Raw genomic sequence first — 19,689 nt, forward strand, 5'->3', positions numbered from 1 at the left:
GAAATTATTTCCTATTCGGGGGTTGACAAAGGTATAAATTTATACTTTAATAAAAGTGTACAAGAAAGGCGATCGCCCTCCCCTCAAGAGTATGCGATCGCCTTTCACCTCATCTCCACAATGGGAGATTATGATCATGATGACACAAATACAGCAGTTTGTAGATAATCAAAATCCTACACTCACACAAGAGTGTTTACCTAGCCCGGAAAATCTTTCACCCAAAAGAGAACCCATCAAACATCTATTAATTGGTTCGCCTCAAGTTGTCAATAGTACAATTCATTATTTGCAAGTCATTGGCTACGCTAACACCGGGGATTGGAGTCCACTATTACCAACCGCTAAACCTGGGGAAGTGATGAGTATTTTGATTCGTCAGATTTTAACAACTTAAATTCACCTCCAGCTTACAAACCCCTTCCCGCCCAAGTGAGAAGGGGATAAAAAGCATAGAATTTTACCTCTGCTGAGAAAATCTCCAAACTCGCCAGCTGACGTAACTTAGTAGTGAAGTTGTCGCACTGGCATAAATCACCCCACTGGGAATCCCAGCAATAGCTAATGCTAAACTCCCCACCCATAGGGTTAGAGAATAAATAAATAAAACTGTCCACCGATGAGATAGACCAGCTTTTAGTAGTCGGTGGTGTAAATGGCTGTGTCCATCTGCCACCCAAGGGAGTTTACCACTACAAATACGTGACAAAATTACTGCTGACATATCGACAATTGGCACTGCCAAAATTATGTAAGGCAATAACACAGCAGTAAAAGCGGGAATTTTGACTAAACCAATTACACCCACAGCCGCTAGAGTAAATCCCATAAAATAAGCTCCCCCATCTCCCATAAAGATTTGTGCGGGGTTGAAGTTATAACGGAGAAATCCTAAAGATGCGCCGGCTAGGGCTGCGGCTATCAGGGCTGCGGCTGGTTGCTGCATAAACAGCGATACTAACAGCATGACCACAGAGGCAATTCCTGTCACCCCAGCTGCTAGACCGTCTAAACCGTCAATCCAGTTAATGGCGTTCACCATTCCCACTAGCCAAATCACTGTAATGGGTAAACTCAGCCAATATAGGTCAACTATTCCAACTGTGGGAATGCTAATGAAATCTATACTTACCCCGGCTTTCCATGCACCAATTGCCACAATAATTTGTATTAGCAGACGTGTAAGGGGAGATAGGTTTAACAAATCGTCTGCTAAACCAATCAGGAAAAAGCCAAGACCACCTAATGTCACACCCCAAATTTGCCATTCTTTATCAGGTGGTAAATTTCCAAATCCACCCAACCACCAAACAATTAGTAAGGAAGCGATAGTACCTGCGAAGATAGAGACTCCACCCAAGCGTACCATCGGGCGTTGATGAACTTTGCGATCGCCTGGTTGATCTACACGTCCACTTTTTATACCAATGTTTTTCACATCAGGTGTAGTCCAGAGGACGACTACTGCGGCAACCAAGAAGGCAATCAGATGATAAATCTGAGCAGGCATCAGTATCTTAAATGTTATTTTTTTTTATTGGGGATTGGGAAGTGGTAGAGGTAGAGCCTCAGAATGCAGGAGAGAAGAGAAATGGTTGTTTTAAAGTTATTCCTGACTCCCCCCGCACCCTGCACCCTGCACCCCTGCCTCCTCCCCGTCTTATGCTAAGGCTGGTACAGGAATTTGTAGATGTGGGTATAATGGGAAGCGATCGCACAATGCCGCCACCCGTTGCCGACAATCTTGGGCTACTGTCTCAGAATCAGGAGACAACAACCTGTCAGCGATAATATTTCCAATCTCAGTAAATTCTGTCACACCCATACCCCTTGTCGTCATAGCTGGAGAACCTAATCTCAGACCACTAGTTACAAATGGTGACTGGGGATCAAAGGGGACTGTATTTTTGTTAGCGGTAATATTTACGCCACTCACCAGTTGATCTGCTTGTTTTCCAGTTAGTCCAATATTCTGTAAATCTACTAGCATCAAATGATTGTCTGTGCCATTAGATACAAGTTTTAAACCACGGTTTTGCAGTTGACTGGCCAAAGCACAAGCATTATCAATTACTCGCGCCGAATACTCTTTAAATTCTGGTTTGAGAGCTTCCCCAAAAGCCACTGCTTTACCTGCAATTACGTGTTCTAGGGGACCACCTTGAGTCCCAGGAAACACAGATTTATCTAGCTTTTTGCCTAATTCAGCATCACGGGTCAAAATCAAACCACCACGAGGACCACGGAGGGTTTTATGAGTTGTGGTTGTGACGACATCACAAAAAGGAATCGGGTTAGGATGCAGACCACTAGCCACTAAACCAGCGATATGGGCAATATCTGCCAGCAAATAAGCCCCGACTTCATCAGCAATACTGCGGAATTTTTCAAAATCAATCACACGGGGATAGGCCGAATATCCACAAATTAAGAGCTTGGGACGCTCCCTCAGCGCCTGCTCCCGGATTTGTTCGTAGTCTAGCTGTTCTGTTTCTTGACTGACACCATAGTGACAAACTTGGAACCATTTACCCGAAACATTCACAGGTGAACCGTGGGTCAAATGTCCCCCATGTGATAAATCCATCCCCATGATTTTGTCACCGGGTTGGAGTAATGTCAGGAAAACTGCAAAATTGGCTTGTGCGCCGGAATGGGGTTGGACATTCGCATGAGCTGCACCAAATAGCTGTTTAGCTCGGTCAATGGCTATTTGCTCGATTTGATCGACAAATTCACAACCGCCATAATAGCGTTTTCCGGGCAATCCTTCGGCATATTTATTGGTTAATACTGAACCTTGCGCCGCTAGTACAGCAGCTGAGGTAAAGTTTTCACTAGCAATCAACTCTAAATGGTCGCGTTGACGCTGTAGTTCTTGATTAATTAATTCCGCGATCGCGGGATCGGAGTTAGCTAAAAGTTCGGAATTCGTTCTAGTCACTTGAAATTATCCTTGGTGGAAATTTGCACAACGGTAGATTTGGGCTTGATATAGCGCCTAAGTCAAGAGTTCTGCACTGCTGACTTATTCATTATTAACTTTTTTCCTGAATTTCAAATTTTACACTTTGATTGCATACTTGGCTCTAGCTGAAGTCGGTTTTTCTGTATGATTTGTTACGGATAATGCTATATTTTTCAGACCCAACATAAAATAAATTAAAGCTCTCTGGGAATTTTTGCTGATGACCCTCATATTTAACCAGAGAAGTTAAAGAAGATGCCTTGAGACGATATCGGCCAATCACTTCAGGCACAATTTCAACACCCAATTATAAAAATTTACAGGAGGGATGCGATGTTAGTCATTTTAATGGATAATCAAATCCTGGCCCCGACGCAAGTTTGCCAATCTTGTTTACTTGCTGATCATAGTGGTCAACCCCGTTGGCATGGAGGTGAACTGCGATGCGCTCAAGCAATTAGCCAACTCAATGCACAACAGCCAGCGCAGTATGAATGTCTGATGGGTTTTCGAGTGGCTGATATTGAGTGCTGATATTGAGTGCTGAGTGCTGAGTGCTGAGTGGGGAGTGTGGGGAGTGCTGAGTGCTGAGTGTGGGGGGAGTGTTGAGTGCTGAGTGGGGAGATAAACTCAGTGGTTTTATACTTTTGAGCTTTGAACACTTTTTTAACTTCCTGGCTTGTGGCAGAGAATAATTTCATCGAATTTCTCAGCAAGACTAAGCAATTGCGTTATCCTATGCTCAAGAAGTCTTACATTTTAGCCATAGGAGAACGCACAATGACTTGGCGCGGGTCTACAACGGTTTCCGACCGGATTTTTGCTTGTTTACCTTATTTATTACCCCTAGTTGAAGGTCTAGCCTTTGGGAGCTTTTTATTCAGAGAGTTTCCAGTCATCGGGTTGCTATTTATCCCTTTGATTCCTATACAGGGAATTTATAGCAGTATCCCTTTTGCCAGCCTGATTATTTTCTTTGCCTTATTCTTGTTAGTGGTGAGAAACGAAAAAATTAGTCACTTCATTCGTTTCAACACTATGCAGGCTATTCTTTTGGACATTGTTTTATTTTTGTGTTTCATAGTGCTGGAAGTTGTGAATTCAATTCCTGGTGCTGACTTTGCTTTAGAAACCATCTCCAACACCATCTTTATCGGCATAGTGGCAGCAGTTGTCTATTCTGTTACCCAATCCTTGTTTGGGCGTTATGCAGAAATTCCGGCCATTTCTGATGCAGTGCATATGCAAGTGCGCTAAAAGTTAACGCCTAGTTACTTTGTTTTCTAGGCGACCAATACCTTCAATTTCCACACGGACGCGATCGCCTATGTGCAGTGGACTTACACCCAATGGTGTACCAGTTAGCACCACATCTCCTGGCATTAGTGTCATTACCTGACTAATGTAGGACACTAGAACATCAGGGGGAAATACCATCTGATCAATACAGGCAGATTGCACAGGTATAGCATCGTCATTTAAAAAGGTCTGCAATCTCGCCCCAGGATTTAATTCTCGGACAATCCAAGGGCCTAGAGGACAGAACGTATCAAAACCTTTAGCGCGAGTCCATTGGCTATCTTTTTGTTGTAAATCCCGCGCTGTCACATCGTTAGCAATGGTATAGCCCCAAATTTTGGCTTGAGCTTCTTCTATTGTGCAGTCACAAGTGCGATCGCCAATCACTAACGCTAACTCACCTTCGTAATCTACCCGTTGCGACTGGGGCGGATACTTAATTTCTGTTTCCGTGGCAATAATCGATGTTGAAGGCTTGAGAAATATTAAGGGTTCATTTGGAACTGTGCTTCCCATCTCTTTGGCATGGTCTACATAATTCTTGCCTACGGCCACAACTTTTGAGGGCGCACAGGGAGTCAGAATTTGGTATTTTTCGGGTTCTAGAATTAAATCTGTGGGTTGCCCTTCTAACCAGGGTGGAGCATCTAGCACCTGCACATTGAGGGATAGTTGTAGCAATCCATAATAAATCTTGCCTTCTAGATTTTGAACTCGCACATAGCGCTGCGCCATAACCTTGATTAATATCCTTTTGTCTGCGATTAAAAGCTGTTTGTGAAAAATGGGAATTTGGCTAATGATTCAAATTGAAAACTGGTAAGATTATAGTTCCTTGTTGCTTAGATGTTGATTATCGTTAGTATCCTTTGTGATATTTCTGTATAAAATCACATCAGCAGCCCCTTCGTCCATAAGGTGACTTAAAATCATGTCCATAGTTTACGAAACAATTTACATTCTGCGTCCAGATTTAAGCGATGAACAGGTAGAGCAAGCAATTACTAAATATCAGAGCTTGCTCACTGAACAAGGTGCTGAGAATATCACAATTCAAAATCGTGGTAAACGTCGCCTGGCTTATGAAATCAAAAAGCATCGGGATGGCATCTACGTTCAAATGGACTACACTGGGCCAGGAACTGCGATCGCTCCTATGGAACGTGCTATGCGTTTAAGTGAAGAAGTGATTCGTTACTTGACTATTAAGCAGGATCTACCAGAAGAAACAGTAGAAGTAGAAGCAGCAGAAGAAACAGTTGCTATTTCTGCCTAAAAAATCTTCTGAATTATCAGTACTGAGTGTTGAGTTTTTCTACATCAGTACTCAGTACTGAAAAGAGTAAACCTCAAAAATTTTTACCCTTGATCTTTTTTGGGTTGAGTTGGGAATGCTAAATTAACAAGTAACTGTAAAAAGCAGTACCATCGCAGTTACACCTAAGATTGGACAAGCATTCGTCAATGGGAGCTGTAAACCACTGTGAGCCAAACTGACACACCTAACATCCAAATTCTCTCTACTGAGGTATCGCAGTTGCGCCAAGAGTTGCAGCTTCGTGATCAATTAGTGCAACAGCTATCTCAAGAACTCTTCCGGCTAGTTAAGGGCAATACTAACTTTATGCCCCAGCGCTCTGAACCGGAATATGATGCGAGTAAGTTGCAAGCATTGCAAGAACAATTGCAAGCGGTTGAGGAGCAGGTAACGTTCTACCAAGAACAAATGACCACTCGTGATACCGAAATCTACCAATTGCGCCAGTCAGTACAAGAACTAACTGATCGTAGTCGGATGTTAGAGCAGGTTGTACAAGAATTACCTCAAATTTACCGTCGTAAGTTTGAAGAGCGTATGGCTCCAGTTAGAGAAAAGGTGGCGACTTTACAACGAGAAAACCGCAAACTTCAAGCAGAACTGCAAAGTGTAAGTTACCGTTTAGCCATAAAAACTCGGACAACTAGTCATAGTGGCATTGATTTGCCAAATTTTCCCCGCTCAGAAGCTGACGAAAATCATATTTCTACTGTGCAAAATGCCTAAGAGAACTCCACAAAAAAGTTGACCCAAATTTCTGCAACTAAAATGACCTTTCCTCCCCCTGCTCCCCGCTCCCTGCCCCCCTGCTCTCAAAACGACGGGATATTTTTTTATTTGGAAGTCTCTCATAGCTTGTCAAGGATGACAGATAGCTGAAACTATTCCCCATTCCCTGTTCCCTACCTTTGATGTATTTGCCACAATAACAAACCACTTACCTGGATGGAAGTGGTCAATTTTTGCGATCCTCGTCGCCAAAGCTGATTTTTAACTGATTTGGTGATTTATGACTACACCTGTTTTAACTGAATTTAATATTTCTTAACACTCCTCACGCCAAAAATTTGCCCCATTGCAGATAAATCTCTCAGAGTTGTTAAATTATGCGACTGCTAAATTTCTATCATTGGCACTGATGAAAATATCTTCGTAAGTGTCGAAAATCTCAAACACTGAGTCCAGTTGTGTTAGTTCCAAAATCAACCTGACTGGAGTTTGCACGTTGCACAAAACTAAACGACAACCACTTTCACGTGCAGATGTTAGTCCATTGATTAGGGGGACTAATCCTGAACTATCCATGAAATCTACTTCTGATAGGTCAATAACCCAGAGTTGGCCAGCTTGGGGTGTTACTTCAAGCATCTGTTGACTAAAATTCATGCCACCTTGCAAGTCTATACTACCTTGGGGCTTGAATAAAACAACTTGTTCTTGTGAGATAGTCATAAATTCAACTAAGTAATGGAAACACGTAACAGAAAAAAATTTGACATCAATACTGCTTCAGTTTCAAAGACAAAATTACTGTTTAACTTTCAGATTTATAAAGTTACAGCAGTTTTGTTGAAATCATTTGCTTCGGTATTTACGCCGTATACTTTATGTTAACTACCTTAAATATAGGCATAGTGGCTTGACAATTTCGGTATCAGGGGTATCTTTTACTATACTTTTATATTTAACCATGATTTTTATAAAATTTCCATAAAAATGCGTAACAAGGCAGCATATCAGTACAAATTTATGGTAGGGAATGATAAAAATACCCAACAAATTTCAGTGAATCAGCTATTGTCCATTAATTATTCCCCATTTCCTCTCAGCACTTAGCACTCTTATAGAGGAAGGTTTACTAAGGATTTCGACGAACCACAGACTCACTGCTTAAACCCCCCAAAGAATTGATTGACACCCCAGGCATAGAAGAGCCAAGATAGATGAAAGGTAAAAAATTGTAAAGGCGGCGGTGCGGGATGTCTCTTGAGCTGATTTCACTAGAAAACATCCAGGAATTTGCCCACCAGTATGGTTACTGGGCAATTTTTTTGGGCATTTTGCTAGAAAATTTGGGCATTCCCCTACCTGGTGAAACCGTGACCATAGTCGGCGGATTTCTAGCGGGGAGTGAGGAACTAAACTATTGGTTAGTTCTCAGTGATGCCGTCACAGGTGCTGTAATTGGGAGTGCTTGTGGTTATTGGATTGGTAGAATAGGCGGTTGGCCTTTCCTGGTACGACTAGGTAAAATCTTTCGGATTTCCGATGAGCGTTTGTTGAGTATTAAAAATCAATTTAGTGAAAATGCTACTAAAGCTGTATTTTTCGGGCGCTTTTTTGCATTACTGCGAATTTTTGCAGCCCCACTAGCTGGTATAGCTGAAATGCCTTTTGGCAAATTCTTTTTGTACAACTTAGCAGGAGCAACCACCTGGGCTAGTGTGATGGTAACATTAGCTTTTTTTGCTGGTAAAGTTATTTCTTTAGATCAACTAGTTGCTTGGGTAAGTCAATTTGCGATCGCAGCTTTACTAATCCTAGTTGCATTAATCGCTATACCCATCTGGTTAGAGTCTCGCCAAGTCAAGCGAGCAGCAGGGGAGTAGGAAGGGCAGGGGGCAGGGGGCAGGGGGCAGGGGGCAGGGTCTAGGGTGCAGGGGAGAACAAACTTCCTATTACCTATTACCATTACCTATTACCATTACCTATTACCATTACCCATTACCCATTACCCATTACCCATTACCCATTACCTATTTCCTATTTCCTAACTTTTACCTTGCTGCGCCCAAATGCGAGTGGGTAAACCCCAAACATAAATAAAGCCTTCAGCTGCTTTGTGATCAAATTGGTCTTCAGATCCATAGGTTGCCAAATCTGGGCTATAAAGTGAATTGTCACTCCAACGCCCCACTACAGTAGCGTTACCTTTAAAAAGTTTTACTCGTACAGTCCCTAAAACTCGTTCTTGTGTTTTTTGAATAAAAGCATCTAGTGCGCTTTTAAGTGGACTGTACCAAAGACCGTTATAAACAATTTGAGTGTAAGTCTCTTCAATACCTCGCTTGTAGTGGCTGACATCTGCTGTCAAAGTCAGGCTTTCTAAATCCCGGTGTGCCTGAATTAGCACTAACATTGCGGGTGATTCGTAGATTTCTCTAGATTTAATCCCTACTAGGCGGTTTTCCATCATGTCGATCCGCCCAATACCGTGATTTCCCACTACCTGATTGAGCTGTTCAATTAGCTCAACTGGATTTTGCGGTTTACCGTTCAGACTGGTAGGAATACCGCGTATAAAACCAATTTCAATATACTCTGGTTCATTGGGCGTATCAGCGATCGCCTTGGTCATTTCATAGATTTCCTCTAGAGGCTCAACGGCTGGATCTTCCAGTACGCCAGCTTCAATACTACGACCAAGCAAATTTTTATCAATGCTGTAAGGAGAAGATTTTTTTACAGGTGAAGGAATACCACATTTTTCACCATAAGCGATGGTTTCCTCACGGCTCATCCCCCATTCTCTCGCCGGTGCGAGAATTTTCAGATTAGGATTCAGCGCAGCGCAAGCCACATCAAAACGAACCTGATCATTACCTTTACCAGTGCAACCGTGTGCGATCGCATCAGCACCATATTTATGAGCAGCCTCAACTAATATTTTGGCAATTAGAGGACGAGCCAAGGCCGTTCCCAAGGGATATCTATTTTCATAGAGGGCATTTGCTTGAATCGCAGCAAAGGCATAATCCTTAACAAAACTCTCTTTCACGTCAGCCACTAGTGACTCACTTGCACCCGATTTCAGCGCTTTTTCTCGGATTGGTTCTAACTCATCTCCCTGACCTAAATCTGCTGCGAGGGTAATTACTTCTTCTACACCCCACTCATTTTTCAGGTAAGGAATACAAACAGAAGTATCCACTCCCCCAGAATATGCCAAGATAACCTTTTTAGCGCGACCCATTGGTTTCTCCAGTTAGAAAAACAAAGAATGAGTCATTATTATAAGGTATGTAGGTTAAAAACCTCTTTAAAAATTACCTCTCAAAAATACGGTAAATATATTCTCATTTATTTTCAATTCATTATCAGCGCTATCTCTGCCATAGTCGTACTGATTATTTTGCCAGGATAGGTTGAGTGTGGGACTATTCGGATTTGTGCCGAGTCGAAATCTTGCTCCCGCACCATAGACAGAACGGCCTGGATTTTCATTGATGGGATTATAGTATGCTGATAACGCAAAACTATTGCTAAATTCAATCCCCATACTTGTTACCAGAGTATTCTTCACTGCATCGGGTAAAATATCCCCAAAATAATTAGTTAAACCAAACCAAACCTGACCTATATTTGCTCTAGCTCTGACTGTAATAGAATTAACAAAATTATTATTAGGGAGAGTTTCCCGATCAAAAGCATAATTAACACCAGTGGATAACACTAAATTACTATTCCGACTGAAAGGGATACGTTTACCAATACTACCTGTGATTTGACTGTAGTAATCAATGTCTGGATTAATATAGCCAATTACCCCCCCTGAAAAGTTCCATCCGTTGGCCGTATTTTTAGTAAAATCCACACCACCATAAGCTTTAATTTCATCTGCACCGATCACACCTGTATAATATCTTAAAGCTTCTTGTGTCCCTGTGATATTTCCTGTAAAACTCAAATGAGGTGCATATTTTGTTTCTTCTCTATATCTATTAGTTGTCACATTATTCACCTCTTGATTTAAAGATGTAACATAAATCTGAGTATAGAAATTTTCTAAATTAGCACGAGAAAAAACTTCATTATTGATGTTAGCAATAAAACCCACGTTAGAAGCATATCCCCCTTCTCCACCACCAGCAGCCGAGACTGTCTGGAGGCTAACTTGTTCAAAACGGGTAGTAATTTCCGAGTTGCGCTTGATCACAGGTGATGCACCTAACCAAAGACTGTTGAATGTAGCAGCAGGTACTTGTCCCAAATTTGTTGCTGTTCGCGGAACACTCTGCGCTCTACCAATTCCCCCATGATAAGCAGTTAAACTATTAGCAGGAAGTCTGACATTATTAGCAGCTAACAATAAATTATTGTTAACATTTGAGTTGACTTTTTTTTCTGAACCTGCAATATTAGGCACAATATCAGGTAAAAAATTATATCCCAGTTGTAAAACTGTATTCAGTAAAGTATTATCATCATTTAAAATAAAATTAAACCCTCGTATTGTCCGACCAATTACAGCTTCACGGTCGTTAACTTTGAGAATCTGCCTAACTCTAGAATAAATTGCTGCGGGTGTATTTTCTATTTCCTCTCTTCTGTTGATAGATAATTGATCTCCATTACTATTACCCACAAATGAACCTGTATTGGGTAAATATAAATTTATGCCAATTTCTTGACCATTAGCACCAGATTGAAAACCTGGTTGGCTAATTGCAGCTAAAGTTTCTGGTTTTACTACATCACCTACTCTCGAAGTTTGAATAAACCGAGTGGGTGTCATGGTATTAGGATTGATATCAGCAGATTTTAAACCAGGAATATATGTGCAGGTTTGATCTGCATTTCCACCAAGCAAGTTACATGAAGCCGTCATGCTAAATTGTAACTGTGTCCCCAGCATAGTTCGGGGTTCTCGGAAATCAACCGCAACTTCTCTGGTTTTCCTCACCGTTTGCAGTTGCAAATATTCTCCTGTTTGCTCTACAGTAAAAATATTATTTGTTGTCAAATTTTCTTTAATAAATCCATTCAATTTGACAGTTGTGTTAATATCAAAAGTAGTATTTCGGTTATTACTAAAGCTGGAACCAACACTTAATTGTCTGTTGGTTAAGTGATTAATTAATACCCCATTTAGTGGGATAGTAGTTGTGCGGGGATGGACTTTTTGATCATTGGCAATTCTAGGGGGGATAATATATTCTTGTTCCTGGAGTATTGGTTCTGTTGGAAATTTTTGGTCAAGATCCAATTCATCAACTCTAGGTTGTGGTTCTGATCTGGGATCTAGTAAATCTAGTTGTTTATTAGATCCAGCTTGACTAATTTTATTGGGAGTACAAGACTGAAATTGAGAATTAGTTTGGGCTAAATCCGTGACTACAGGAAATTCTGCTTGTTGATTATTGCTAGGAACACAAGGGGGAATCTGGGAATTAGCCTTTGCTAAATCTGCTACTTGTGTTTGTTGAGTAAAATTAGATGCAGAGACTGGTAATTGCTGATCTGAAGCTGACATAACCTTCAAAGATTCCACATTGGTAATTAATGCAGAAGCATTTTCTAAGGTTTCAGAGGGGTTTTTGTCTTCAGGGTTTAGAGATAATTCTAAGTTGTTATTATTATTGAAATTGTCCAGTTCCAATGTGTTTGCAGATGTCTCAGCGCCAGCCGTTTTAGCAAAAAATATTGTTCCTGAACTCAATAATAATACAAATGCCAACCTTAAGCTTTTGTGAAACAAAATCATTGTAAAGTTTTATAAAAGATAGTAATAAACACCTGGCGAAATTAGATTTTTCGTTTACCCTTTTATAAGGTTTGACTATTATTTCTGTAAATCAAAATTCATAGCCAAAAATAGTGCTATTTTAGGCGTGATTTATTTTCTGATGCAATAAGCTAGAGACACATAGAAATTGTGCCTCTAACCAATAAATACAAAACATTTAGGGTTGAGAGAATTTGAGAATAATATCAGTCTGACTCCTGATATTATGGCTGCTTAAATTCTTGATACCCTAATCACTTTTTCGGGTTATTAAAGAAATGGATAGTTTCTAGATAACTTTACTAAACAGTAATTACATTGAGTGGGTGAAGAATTTGAGAAACTAAAATCCAGTTTCTACAGATCCGATGGGGGTTTCAGTGAAGGTAGCAATAGAGTTAGCTTGGCTTGTTCCTAAAGCAGTGTCTGCACTACCTTTAAGAGTGACATTGTTGTAAGTTTCGCCTTCAGAATTCTCACCTTCTGTAAAGGAATAAAATCCGTTGTCGCTGATTAATTCGATGACACCAGCACTACCCAAAGAAGAAGCTGAAACAATACCAAATTGGGCTGTAGCTGTAGCAGCTGCATCATTTTTACCAACAGCACCAGCCGCAGCCATTTCAGTTACTACACCATTATCGTCCAGTGTAGCTGCTACGGCTCCAGCCACACCACCTTCACCAGCAGAGGCTACAGAACCGAAGCCAAATACACTAGCTGAAACTGCAACTAAGGCGATCGCTACTTTTTTGTTGAATTTCATCGACTTATATTCCTATTATTGAAAGTTTAATTTGCTTGCAATTTACGCGTTTTAAATGTGTACTGTGGGATATTTCCCTCTTTTTAGTTACTGTTAGTGCAAGTAATTTTATCAACACAAACTGCTGAGTTAAAAGTGTGCTTACTCTTCAGTATCTTCAGAGAAAAACATTAATATTTCAGCACAATTTAGGTTAAGCCTGGGTTAAAACTTAGGAGGCGTAAATCTTGTAACAGAGTCATATTACTTAAAAAGAATTACTTAGTCAAGTAGTTAAAACAATTTTTGTATTTATTAGTAATATCAACAAACTTTTAACTAAATTTAACCTTATCTTAAAACAAAATAAAAGTAATTACTTGTTTTTTTTGCTGTTCAAAAACAAACAGTTGTTATTAATCTAAAAGCATTTATTCAACGCCAGTATAAATTAACAGACTATTCAAAACCAAAAGCCGAAAGTCGAAAAGCTTGTTCTGTAAGCTTTTAATTCATTTGAGATGTAGGTCTATTTCTGTTGTGCTGTACTAATTTAATTTAATGCTGAGAGCTAAATATCAAATTTATTTTTTAAAATCTCAAAATCAACTATTGCTATTTTTATCATTTATCTAATTAGAGAAAACACTGATAAATACTTCAAACTATCGGCATAGATAGAGCATACATTTATTGATTTGTTATAAATATGATATTAAAATATATCCCTACACTTAACTTATTTAGATCAGATATAGCGGTGCAAAAAATATCCCCACTCCTTCAAGAAGTTGGGGATATAAAACTCAACTTTTTAAGATTGCTTCACTAAAGAATTAAGTACCAATAATGCCACCATCATTCTTTGTGATTACCACTGTCGCAGAACGGGGGCGACCTTGGGGGCCATAACCTTGGCTATGTGGCCAGTTACTTCTGCTGGTGGGATTAGCAACACTTCCGCGAGAACCTGGGTGCTGAATGTTGATGAACATGGTTCTGTGATCAGGTGTAGTGATTACACCAGTAACTTCACAGTCTGTAGGACTGCTCAAGAACAGCTTAACTTCTCTAGGATCATTAGGATTGGCACAAACCATCGAGTTACTGCCAATGTTAATTGTACTACCTGTACCTGTACCTGATTGGTCAGTTTGAATCCAGAGACGACCGTAGTAGTCAAACCATAGACCATCTGGATTTACAAAGTCGTCACCATTGATATTACCTTGACGATTGGAATTGCTGTCCTGTTTGTCGCCAGACAGAACAAAAATATCCCAACTGAAGGTGGTAGCTGCAACACTGCGTCCAGTTTCACGCCAACGAATGATGTGACCGTAAATGTTATCCGGACGTGGGTTAGCCTGATCAACAGGAGGACGCGCACTACCAGCTTGGTTTATACCGTCTGGGTTATTAGAGGAAGCCGGACTTGTTCCGCGACGATTGTTAGCGGTCAATGTGCAGTAGACTTCAACTTCATTGAATCCACCAATCCGGGGACGTTCAGCAATCCATTCTGGGCGATCCATCATGGTTGCGCCAAGTCTATCGGCAGCTTGTCGGGTCTTAATCAGCACTTCAGCTTGGCTATTAAATCCATTCTCTGGTGTTAAACCACCCTGTCCATAAACTAGAGGTAGCCATTGGCCAGTACCATCATCATTAAACTTAGCAACATATAGTGTACCGTGGTCAAGCAGGTCACTGTTAGCACTACGAACATTAGGATTATATTGACGAGAGCAAACGAACTTATAGATATACTCGTTTACGTTGTCGTCGCCTGTATAGTAGGCCAGACGGTTGTTATCATCGACAACATATTGAGCGCTCTCGTGTCTGATGCGACCCATAGAGGTGCGCTTAACTGGCTTGCTATCGGGATCATAAGGGTCAATCTCCACTATCCAACCAAATAAATGAGGTTCTAGGGGATTGTTATAAGCATCAAAGCGGGGATCAACCACAGGCCAGCGATAACCGGATGCTGAAGAGATGCCGTAGCGTCTTTGTCCATTGCGGATATCAGCAGCTTTATTTTCCAGTCCAGGAATATTAACTATATCTGGATTAGGGTTAGCAAAGTAACTTTGAAAGTTCTCTTCACAGGTGAGGTAAGTACCCCAAGGTGTTATGCCGTGGGCGCAGTTATTTACTGTACCATAAGCGGTATAGCCATCGTTGATGCCAATTTCAAACGATCCATTAGGTTCAATAGAGAATTTCTTGGATTTCATCAACGCATCACCAGCCGCCGGCCCAGAAACGCGCATTTCTGTGTTGACAGTGATCCGGCGACCATAACGAGAATTGCGATTAACACTCCAGCTATTACCAAATCTGTCTTTGACTACTTCTTGAACAGATACACCGTGAGCAGCTTGAGTCTTCCTAGCTTTCTCAATGGTCATTTCGGCATCACTTGTATTACCAGTGGGATGAAGGAAGATTTCTTGGGTATATTCGTGGTTAACGCACAGTAGCCCCCGATTGTTATATGCGCGTCCTTCTACAACTGCTGGTAAACCTGCTGTCCGGTTGAGATAGCTTCGTCCTGGTAAGGGGAAGAAGTGCATCCCATCATGGTTCATCCCGGACTGCTTTTCTTGTGCGGCTGCATCCTGGGAAGCATCTGGCAACCAGTCTGGCGCACCAGGCATGATGGGATCACCCCATGCAACTAAAACTTTGGCTGTGTAACCTTTGGGAACAGTAACAAGATCCTTTTGTAACACTCCTGTGGCTGGATTGAGCAGATTTGGCTCGATGCTCTCGAAACCAATACCAGCAAAACCAAGTCCGGCTGGAACTGGTGCTGCTTCTACAGTTTGGAGAAAACCACTGATCGCAATATCACTAAACACAGTTGCCGCAGTAGCTGCCGCAGTTGTCGTGATAAAACGTCTGCGCTTCATGCTGACGCGTCCAATTACGTCAAGAATTGACTCGTTACCGGATGGGTTGATAGTTATATCGTTTTTGGGGTGAAGGTGTCCTTTCATGATTAGGTATTGCTATTTAAGGTTTACAACTTTGCTATTCAGTTTCATTTTTAGATATCAGCAGCAATTGAAAATTCTGGCAACTTGACACAAATTATTTCCATGATTTATGTATTTGTAGAATTTTCCTAAAAGTTTTACATCTAACTACCCTTAGTTAATTACCAATAAATATTGGCTGCTTTGCTTACTGAATAATTAGCACTATTATTCTTATTTCAATTTAGGCAATAATGATTAATAACAGGTTATCTCTTGTTTAATTTCAATTTATTCCCCAACTTTTTTTGAATAACAATCATGCTTTGTATAGGTAATAAATTGCTACTATTTAGGAATAAATCTCCCTTGCTCATATAAGCAAAATCTTTATACAGTAGGCATTATAAACTATAATTATAGGTGTTTCACCTTGTTATTAGCCCTATCTTATTGCAAGTAATTATTATTAAATATCTTTGTAGATAAATGTTGGTTAAGGTGTGGTTATTACAGGTATAACAAAAGTCGAAAGTGAAATACGTACTGTGAATTAGATGAGGAGTTTGTAGTGGACTCAGTACTCTGTCTGTTGCTACAAATCGTTTCAACAGTGATCTTGCAAATATCAAGAATTTTTCATCAAGTTGCATTAAATAATGTTCAAATTATACTTGATTTGATAGTATATATATGATTATATGATATGTCAATCATTGATATTCTTGGCATTGAGAAAACAATAAAAATATTTTTCGCTATATTAATTTATACAAGTTTGACAATAAATCTAGTTTGATGCACTGAGAAGAGAATATTGTTGCTAAAATTATTTTTGAGCATTTGAGCCACTAAGGAACAGTGTTTAGTCACCTGCTGTCCTATCCTGGAGATGGGTAATACTGTTATGGGTGAGACTGTGTTTTTCAGCGTTGTGATACCGACTTATAATCGCCAGCCAATTTTAGAGAAATGCCTCCGAGCTTTGGAGGTGCAGGTGTTGAGTGCATCTAATTCAGTGACTGATTACGAAGTTGTTTTGGTTGATGATGGTTCTAGCGATCGCACTTTAGAATGGTTGGCCGCACACAAAGAAGAATTTCCTCATGTACGATGGTTTGAACAAGACCACGCTGGCCCGGCTGCGGCTCGTAATTTGGGGGTTAACAAGGCACTGGGAGACACAATTATCTTCATTGATAGCGATTTGGTGGTGCTGCAAGATTTCCTACAAGCTCATGCAGATGCACTTGTGCAAGGAAGGGAAAAACTGGGAAGCGATCGCTTTTTCACCTACGGTGCAGTCATTAATACTTGTAACTTCGATAATCCCACGGCGGAACCCTATAAAATCACAGATTTTTCCGCAGCTTTTTTTGCTACAGGTAACGTAGCCATTCCTAAACATTGGCTAGAGAAAGCAGGATTATTTGATAATAGCTTCCAACTCTATGGTTGGGAAGATTTAGAATTAGGTGTCAGACTCAAAAAACTGGGACTACAACTAATTAAATGTCCAGCCGCAGTTGGCTATCATTGGCATCCACCATTTAACTTAGAGCAAATTCCCCGGTTAATTGACCAAGAAATTCAACGCGGACGCATGGGAGTTTTATTTTATCAAAAGCATCCCACTTGGGAAGTAAAAATGATGATTCAAATGACTTGGTTTCATCGTTTACTTTGGGGTCTGCTCTCACTGAATGGCACACTGAATGAGCGCACAATGGCTCCTTTCTTGCAATGGCTCATTAATTTAGGTAAACCCCAGTTAGCGTTAGAAGTTGCCCGAATTTTTCTCAATTGGTACAACGTTAAAGGAGTTTATGCAGCTTATCGGGAAATACCAGATAAATAACTGCAAGAAATCATAGTAAATTGATGGTATAGATAGGGAAGTTTTTAGGTACAACAGCATTAAAGGCACAAGAATTAATTAATAATTTTTTTGATAAATGGTCATTTTGACAAGGCTCATTATCCTTGTTAAATTTTTCCTGTCACTTCAAAGGCTTTTATAATTTGACTTTTTCGATCTCTCAATCAATTGCTTAATTTTTTAGAGGAATTTCAATAATAAATTCAGTCCCCTTGCCTAATTGTGTTTTATATTTGAGATTACCACCATGTTTTTTAACCACAATTTGATATATGACTGATAGTCCTAAACCTGTACCTTTACCGACAGGTTTAGTGGTAAAAAATAGGTCAAACATCCGTTTTTGAATTGCTTCAGAAATTCCTATTCCGTTATCAGCAATCCTTACAAATACATGATTCTTATGATCAATGCCGGTGCGAATCCGAATTTGGGGTTGTGCTTGTTGTAAATTATTCATATAATCAATTTTATGAACATCTGATTTTATCTTTTTTGTGTTTTCTATCCATAAATTTTCTATAGCATCGATAGCATTATTTAAAATATTCATAAATCCTTGATTCAGTTGTGCTGGATAGCATTCTATCTGTGGGAGGTGACTATAATCTTTGATAATTTGGATTCCTGGATATGTGTCTGTAGCATTCAACCTATGCTGCAAAATTAATAGTGTATTATCAATCCCTTCATGGATATCAACAATTTTTTTTTCAGATTCATCCAAACGAGCAAAATTACGTAAAGACAAAACAATGTTTTTAACCCGTTTACTACCTGTTTCCATAGATGTGAAGATATTTGGCAAATCTTGAATCAAAAATTTTACATCTATGGCATTGGCTTTAGCTTGAATTTCCTGATGCGGCTGGGGATAGTGCTGCTGGTAAAGAGATAGTAAGTCAACGATATCTTGAAAATTAGTCTTCAAATGGCCGATATTAGCATGAACAAAGTTAATGGGATTATTGATTTCGTGAGCTATCCCCGCCACCATTTGACCCAAGCTAGACATTTTTTCCCTGAGAATTAACTGGACTTGAGTTTGTCGCAACTTATTAGCCACTTTATTCAAATTGAGATTAGTGTGGCGGAGAGTTTTTTCTACTTGTTGACGGCAACTAATATTTTGTTTTAATTTAGCTATATTAACTCTCAGTTCTAATTGGCTAATTACTTGGCGACTCAAAGCTGCTAATGCTTGTTTTTGTTCTAAACTCAATTCTCGTGGTATCCGGTCAATTACGCATAAAGAGCCAATAGCAAAACCATCAGGTGTGATTAAGGGTGCGCCTGCATAGAAGCGAATATGAGGGTCAGATATGACTAATGGGTTAGCAGCAAATCGCTCATCTTGTAAAGCATTGGGGACAATTAATAAATCTTCTGGCTGACATATAGTGTAGGCACAAAATGCCAGTTCTCTGGGTGTTTCTGTGACTTCTAACCCAACTTTTGATTTAAACCATTGCCGATTATGATCTACAAGACTGACTAAAGCAATGGGAGTACCACAAATATAGGCAGCTAAAGCGGTTAAATCGTCGAATGCCTGTTCAGACTCAGTATCAATAATGTTATATTTAAAAAGTGCATTGAGTCTTTCTGGCTCATTTTTTGGGGCTAGTGGATGTTGCATTGACTGGAAAAATGATTTAAAAATTATACTTTTTGATCCTAGTATTAATCAATACCTTCACCTAAATAAGAGGTGACAAAAATTTGGGCAGAACTGACAAAGTTACCCCTATATAGGTATGTCGTCTAAAAGGTCGTTTATCATTTCAAATCCTTACACTGCGGTTAATACATTAAAAATCCCTTGTGCCAAACCTGAAAGTAATTTTGAGGACTTATGGTTTTTGCCAAGCCTCAAAGAAATGGGAGTTCATGGTTAAAGCATCATCAACTCACCCTCGTAAATTGGCGAAGGTATTGACTAATGCAACGATAATAAATAATACAACAATATATGACGGTGTTATTTG

Annotated in this window: 16 protein-coding genes; 7 read left to right on the forward strand and 9 right to left on the reverse strand. The window is 39.9% G+C overall.

Features of this window, described 5'->3' with window-relative positions:
• Window positions 1–136 precede the first annotated feature (136 nt).
• The gene (locus VB654_RS16485) at window positions 137–397 is read left to right on the forward strand and encodes a hypothetical protein (RefSeq protein WP_323214868.1); all 261 of its coding nucleotides are present in this window, start codon (window positions 137–139) and stop codon (window positions 395–397) included.
• A gap of 63 nt (window positions 398–460) precedes the next feature.
• Here the strand turns inward: VB654_RS16485 and VB654_RS16490 are convergent, their stop codons facing one another.
• Window positions 461–1,510 (reverse strand): MraY family glycosyltransferase, encoded by a 1,050-nt coding sequence (locus VB654_RS16490; RefSeq protein WP_323214869.1) that lies wholly within the window; start codon window positions 1,508–1,510, stop codon window positions 461–463.
• Between the two features lie 150 nt (window positions 1,511–1,660).
• The gene (gene glyA, locus VB654_RS16495; protein ID WP_323214870.1) at window positions 1,661–2,944 is read right to left on the reverse strand and encodes a serine hydroxymethyltransferase; all 1,284 of its coding nucleotides are present in this window, start codon (window positions 2,942–2,944) and stop codon (window positions 1,661–1,663) included.
• 357 nt (window positions 2,945–3,301) lie between these two features.
• Between glyA and VB654_RS16500 the strand changes: the two genes are divergently transcribed.
• On the forward strand, window positions 3,302–3,502 hold the full coding sequence (locus VB654_RS16500) for a hypothetical protein (RefSeq protein ID WP_323214871.1): 201 nt from the start codon (window positions 3,302–3,304) through the stop codon (window positions 3,500–3,502).
• Window positions 3,503–3,748: 246 nt separating this feature from the next.
• On the forward strand, window positions 3,749–4,225 hold the full coding sequence (locus tag VB654_RS16505) for a Tic20 family protein (RefSeq protein WP_323214932.1): 477 nt from the start codon (window positions 3,749–3,751) through the stop codon (window positions 4,223–4,225).
• A 3-nt stretch (window positions 4,226–4,228) separates the two neighbouring features.
• Here VB654_RS16505 and VB654_RS16510 read toward each other — a convergent pair whose 3' ends face one another.
• On the reverse strand, window positions 4,229–5,002 hold the full coding sequence (locus tag VB654_RS16510) for a fumarylacetoacetate hydrolase family protein (RefSeq protein ID WP_323214872.1): 774 nt from the start codon (window positions 5,000–5,002) through the stop codon (window positions 4,229–4,231).
• A 196-nt stretch (window positions 5,003–5,198) separates the two neighbouring features.
• On the opposite strand from VB654_RS16510, the gene rpsF reads away from it, so the two are divergent.
• Together rpsF and VB654_RS16520 are read left to right on the forward strand one after the other, a co-directional pair.
• The gene (rpsF, locus tag VB654_RS16515; RefSeq protein ID WP_323214874.1) at window positions 5,199–5,543 is read left to right on the forward strand and encodes a 30S ribosomal protein S6; all 345 of its coding nucleotides are present in this window, start codon (window positions 5,199–5,201) and stop codon (window positions 5,541–5,543) included.
• A gap of 207 nt (window positions 5,544–5,750) precedes the next feature.
• Window positions 5,751–6,311 carry an Npun_F5560 family protein gene (locus VB654_RS16520; protein WP_323214875.1) on the forward strand — a complete coding sequence of 187 codons (561 nt, stop codon included), beginning with the start codon at window positions 5,751–5,753 and terminating at the stop codon, window positions 6,309–6,311.
• A 378-nt stretch (window positions 6,312–6,689) separates the two neighbouring features.
• Here VB654_RS16520 and VB654_RS16525 read toward each other — a convergent pair whose 3' ends face one another.
• Window positions 6,690–7,037 (reverse strand): STAS domain-containing protein, encoded by a 348-nt coding sequence (locus tag VB654_RS16525; RefSeq protein ID WP_323214877.1) that lies wholly within the window; start codon window positions 7,035–7,037, stop codon window positions 6,690–6,692.
• Between the two features lie 527 nt (window positions 7,038–7,564).
• On the opposite strand from VB654_RS16525, the gene VB654_RS16530 reads away from it, so the two are divergent.
• Window positions 7,565–8,194, forward strand: coding sequence for a DedA family protein (locus VB654_RS16530; protein ID WP_323214879.1), 630 nt, complete (start codon window positions 7,565–7,567; stop codon window positions 8,192–8,194).
• Between the two features lie 161 nt (window positions 8,195–8,355).
• Here VB654_RS16530 and VB654_RS16535 read toward each other — a convergent pair whose 3' ends face one another.
• The 4 genes from VB654_RS16535 to VB654_RS16550 form a co-directional block, all read right to left on the reverse strand.
• Window positions 8,356–9,558, reverse strand: a complete 1,203-nt coding sequence (locus VB654_RS16535) for an argininosuccinate synthase (protein WP_323214881.1) — start codon at window positions 9,556–9,558, stop codon at window positions 8,356–8,358.
• Window positions 9,559–9,624: 66 nt separating this feature from the next.
• Window positions 9,625–12,042 carry a hypothetical protein gene (locus tag VB654_RS16540; protein WP_323214882.1) on the reverse strand — a complete coding sequence of 806 codons (2,418 nt, stop codon included), beginning with the start codon at window positions 12,040–12,042 and terminating at the stop codon, window positions 9,625–9,627.
• A gap of 391 nt (window positions 12,043–12,433) precedes the next feature.
• Window positions 12,434–12,856: a hypothetical protein gene (locus VB654_RS16545; RefSeq protein WP_323214883.1), complete on the reverse strand. Its 423-nt coding sequence runs from the start codon at window positions 12,854–12,856 to the stop codon at window positions 12,434–12,436.
• 815 nt (window positions 12,857–13,671) lie between these two features.
• Window positions 13,672–15,843, reverse strand: coding sequence for a PhoX family phosphatase (locus VB654_RS16550; protein WP_323214885.1), 2,172 nt, complete (start codon window positions 15,841–15,843; stop codon window positions 13,672–13,674).
• Between the two features lie 871 nt (window positions 15,844–16,714).
• Between VB654_RS16550 and VB654_RS16555 the strand changes: the two genes are divergently transcribed.
• Window positions 16,715–17,680 carry a glycosyltransferase family 2 protein gene (locus tag VB654_RS16555; RefSeq protein WP_323214886.1) on the forward strand — a complete coding sequence of 322 codons (966 nt, stop codon included), beginning with the start codon at window positions 16,715–16,717 and terminating at the stop codon, window positions 17,678–17,680.
• A gap of 193 nt (window positions 17,681–17,873) precedes the next feature.
• On the opposite strand, the gene VB654_RS16560 is transcribed toward VB654_RS16555, so the two are convergent.
• A complete protein-coding gene (locus tag VB654_RS16560) occupies window positions 17,874–19,340 on the reverse strand; it encodes an ATP-binding protein (protein ID WP_323214888.1) in 1,467 nt (488 codons plus the stop codon).
• Window positions 19,341–19,689 lie beyond the last annotated feature (349 nt).

It is taken from the genome of Nodularia sp. UHCC 0506 (assembly GCF_034931045.1).
Taxonomy (GTDB): domain Bacteria; phylum Cyanobacteriota; class Cyanobacteriia; order Cyanobacteriales; family Nostocaceae; genus Nodularia.

Coding starts and splice junctions, on each gene's coding strand:
- VB654_RS16485 (WP_323214868.1), top strand. CDS start 137: ATGATGACACAAATACAGCAGTTTGTAGATAATCAAAATCCTACACTC.
- VB654_RS16490 (WP_323214869.1), bottom strand. CDS start 1,510: ATGCCTGCTCAGATTTATCATCTGATTGCCTTCTTGGTTGCCGCAGTA.
- VB654_RS16500 (WP_323214871.1), top strand. CDS start 3,302: ATGTTAGTCATTTTAATGGATAATCAAATCCTGGCCCCGACGCAAGTT.
- VB654_RS16505 (WP_323214932.1), top strand. CDS start 3,749: ATGACTTGGCGCGGGTCTACAACGGTTTCCGACCGGATTTTTGCTTGT.
- VB654_RS16510 (WP_323214872.1), bottom strand. CDS start 5,002: ATGGCGCAGCGCTATGTGCGAGTTCAAAATCTAGAAGGCAAGATTTAT.
- rpsF (WP_323214874.1), top strand. CDS start 5,199: ATGTCCATAGTTTACGAAACAATTTACATTCTGCGTCCAGATTTAAGC.
- VB654_RS16525 (WP_323214877.1), bottom strand. CDS start 7,037: ATGACTATCTCACAAGAACAAGTTGTTTTATTCAAGCCCCAAGGTAGT.
- VB654_RS16530 (WP_323214879.1), top strand. CDS start 7,565: ATGTCTCTTGAGCTGATTTCACTAGAAAACATCCAGGAATTTGCCCAC.
- VB654_RS16535 (WP_323214881.1), bottom strand. CDS start 9,558: ATGGGTCGCGCTAAAAAGGTTATCTTGGCATATTCTGGGGGAGTGGAT.
- VB654_RS16545 (WP_323214883.1), bottom strand. CDS start 12,856: ATGAAATTCAACAAAAAAGTAGCGATCGCCTTAGTTGCAGTTTCAGCT.
- VB654_RS16550 (WP_323214885.1), bottom strand. CDS start 15,843: ATGAAAGGACACCTTCACCCCAAAAACGATATAACTATCAACCCATCC.
- VB654_RS16555 (WP_323214886.1), top strand. CDS start 16,715: ATGGGTAATACTGTTATGGGTGAGACTGTGTTTTTCAGCGTTGTGATA.
- VB654_RS16560 (WP_323214888.1), bottom strand. CDS start 19,340: ATGCAACATCCACTAGCCCCAAAAAATGAGCCAGAAAGACTCAATGCA.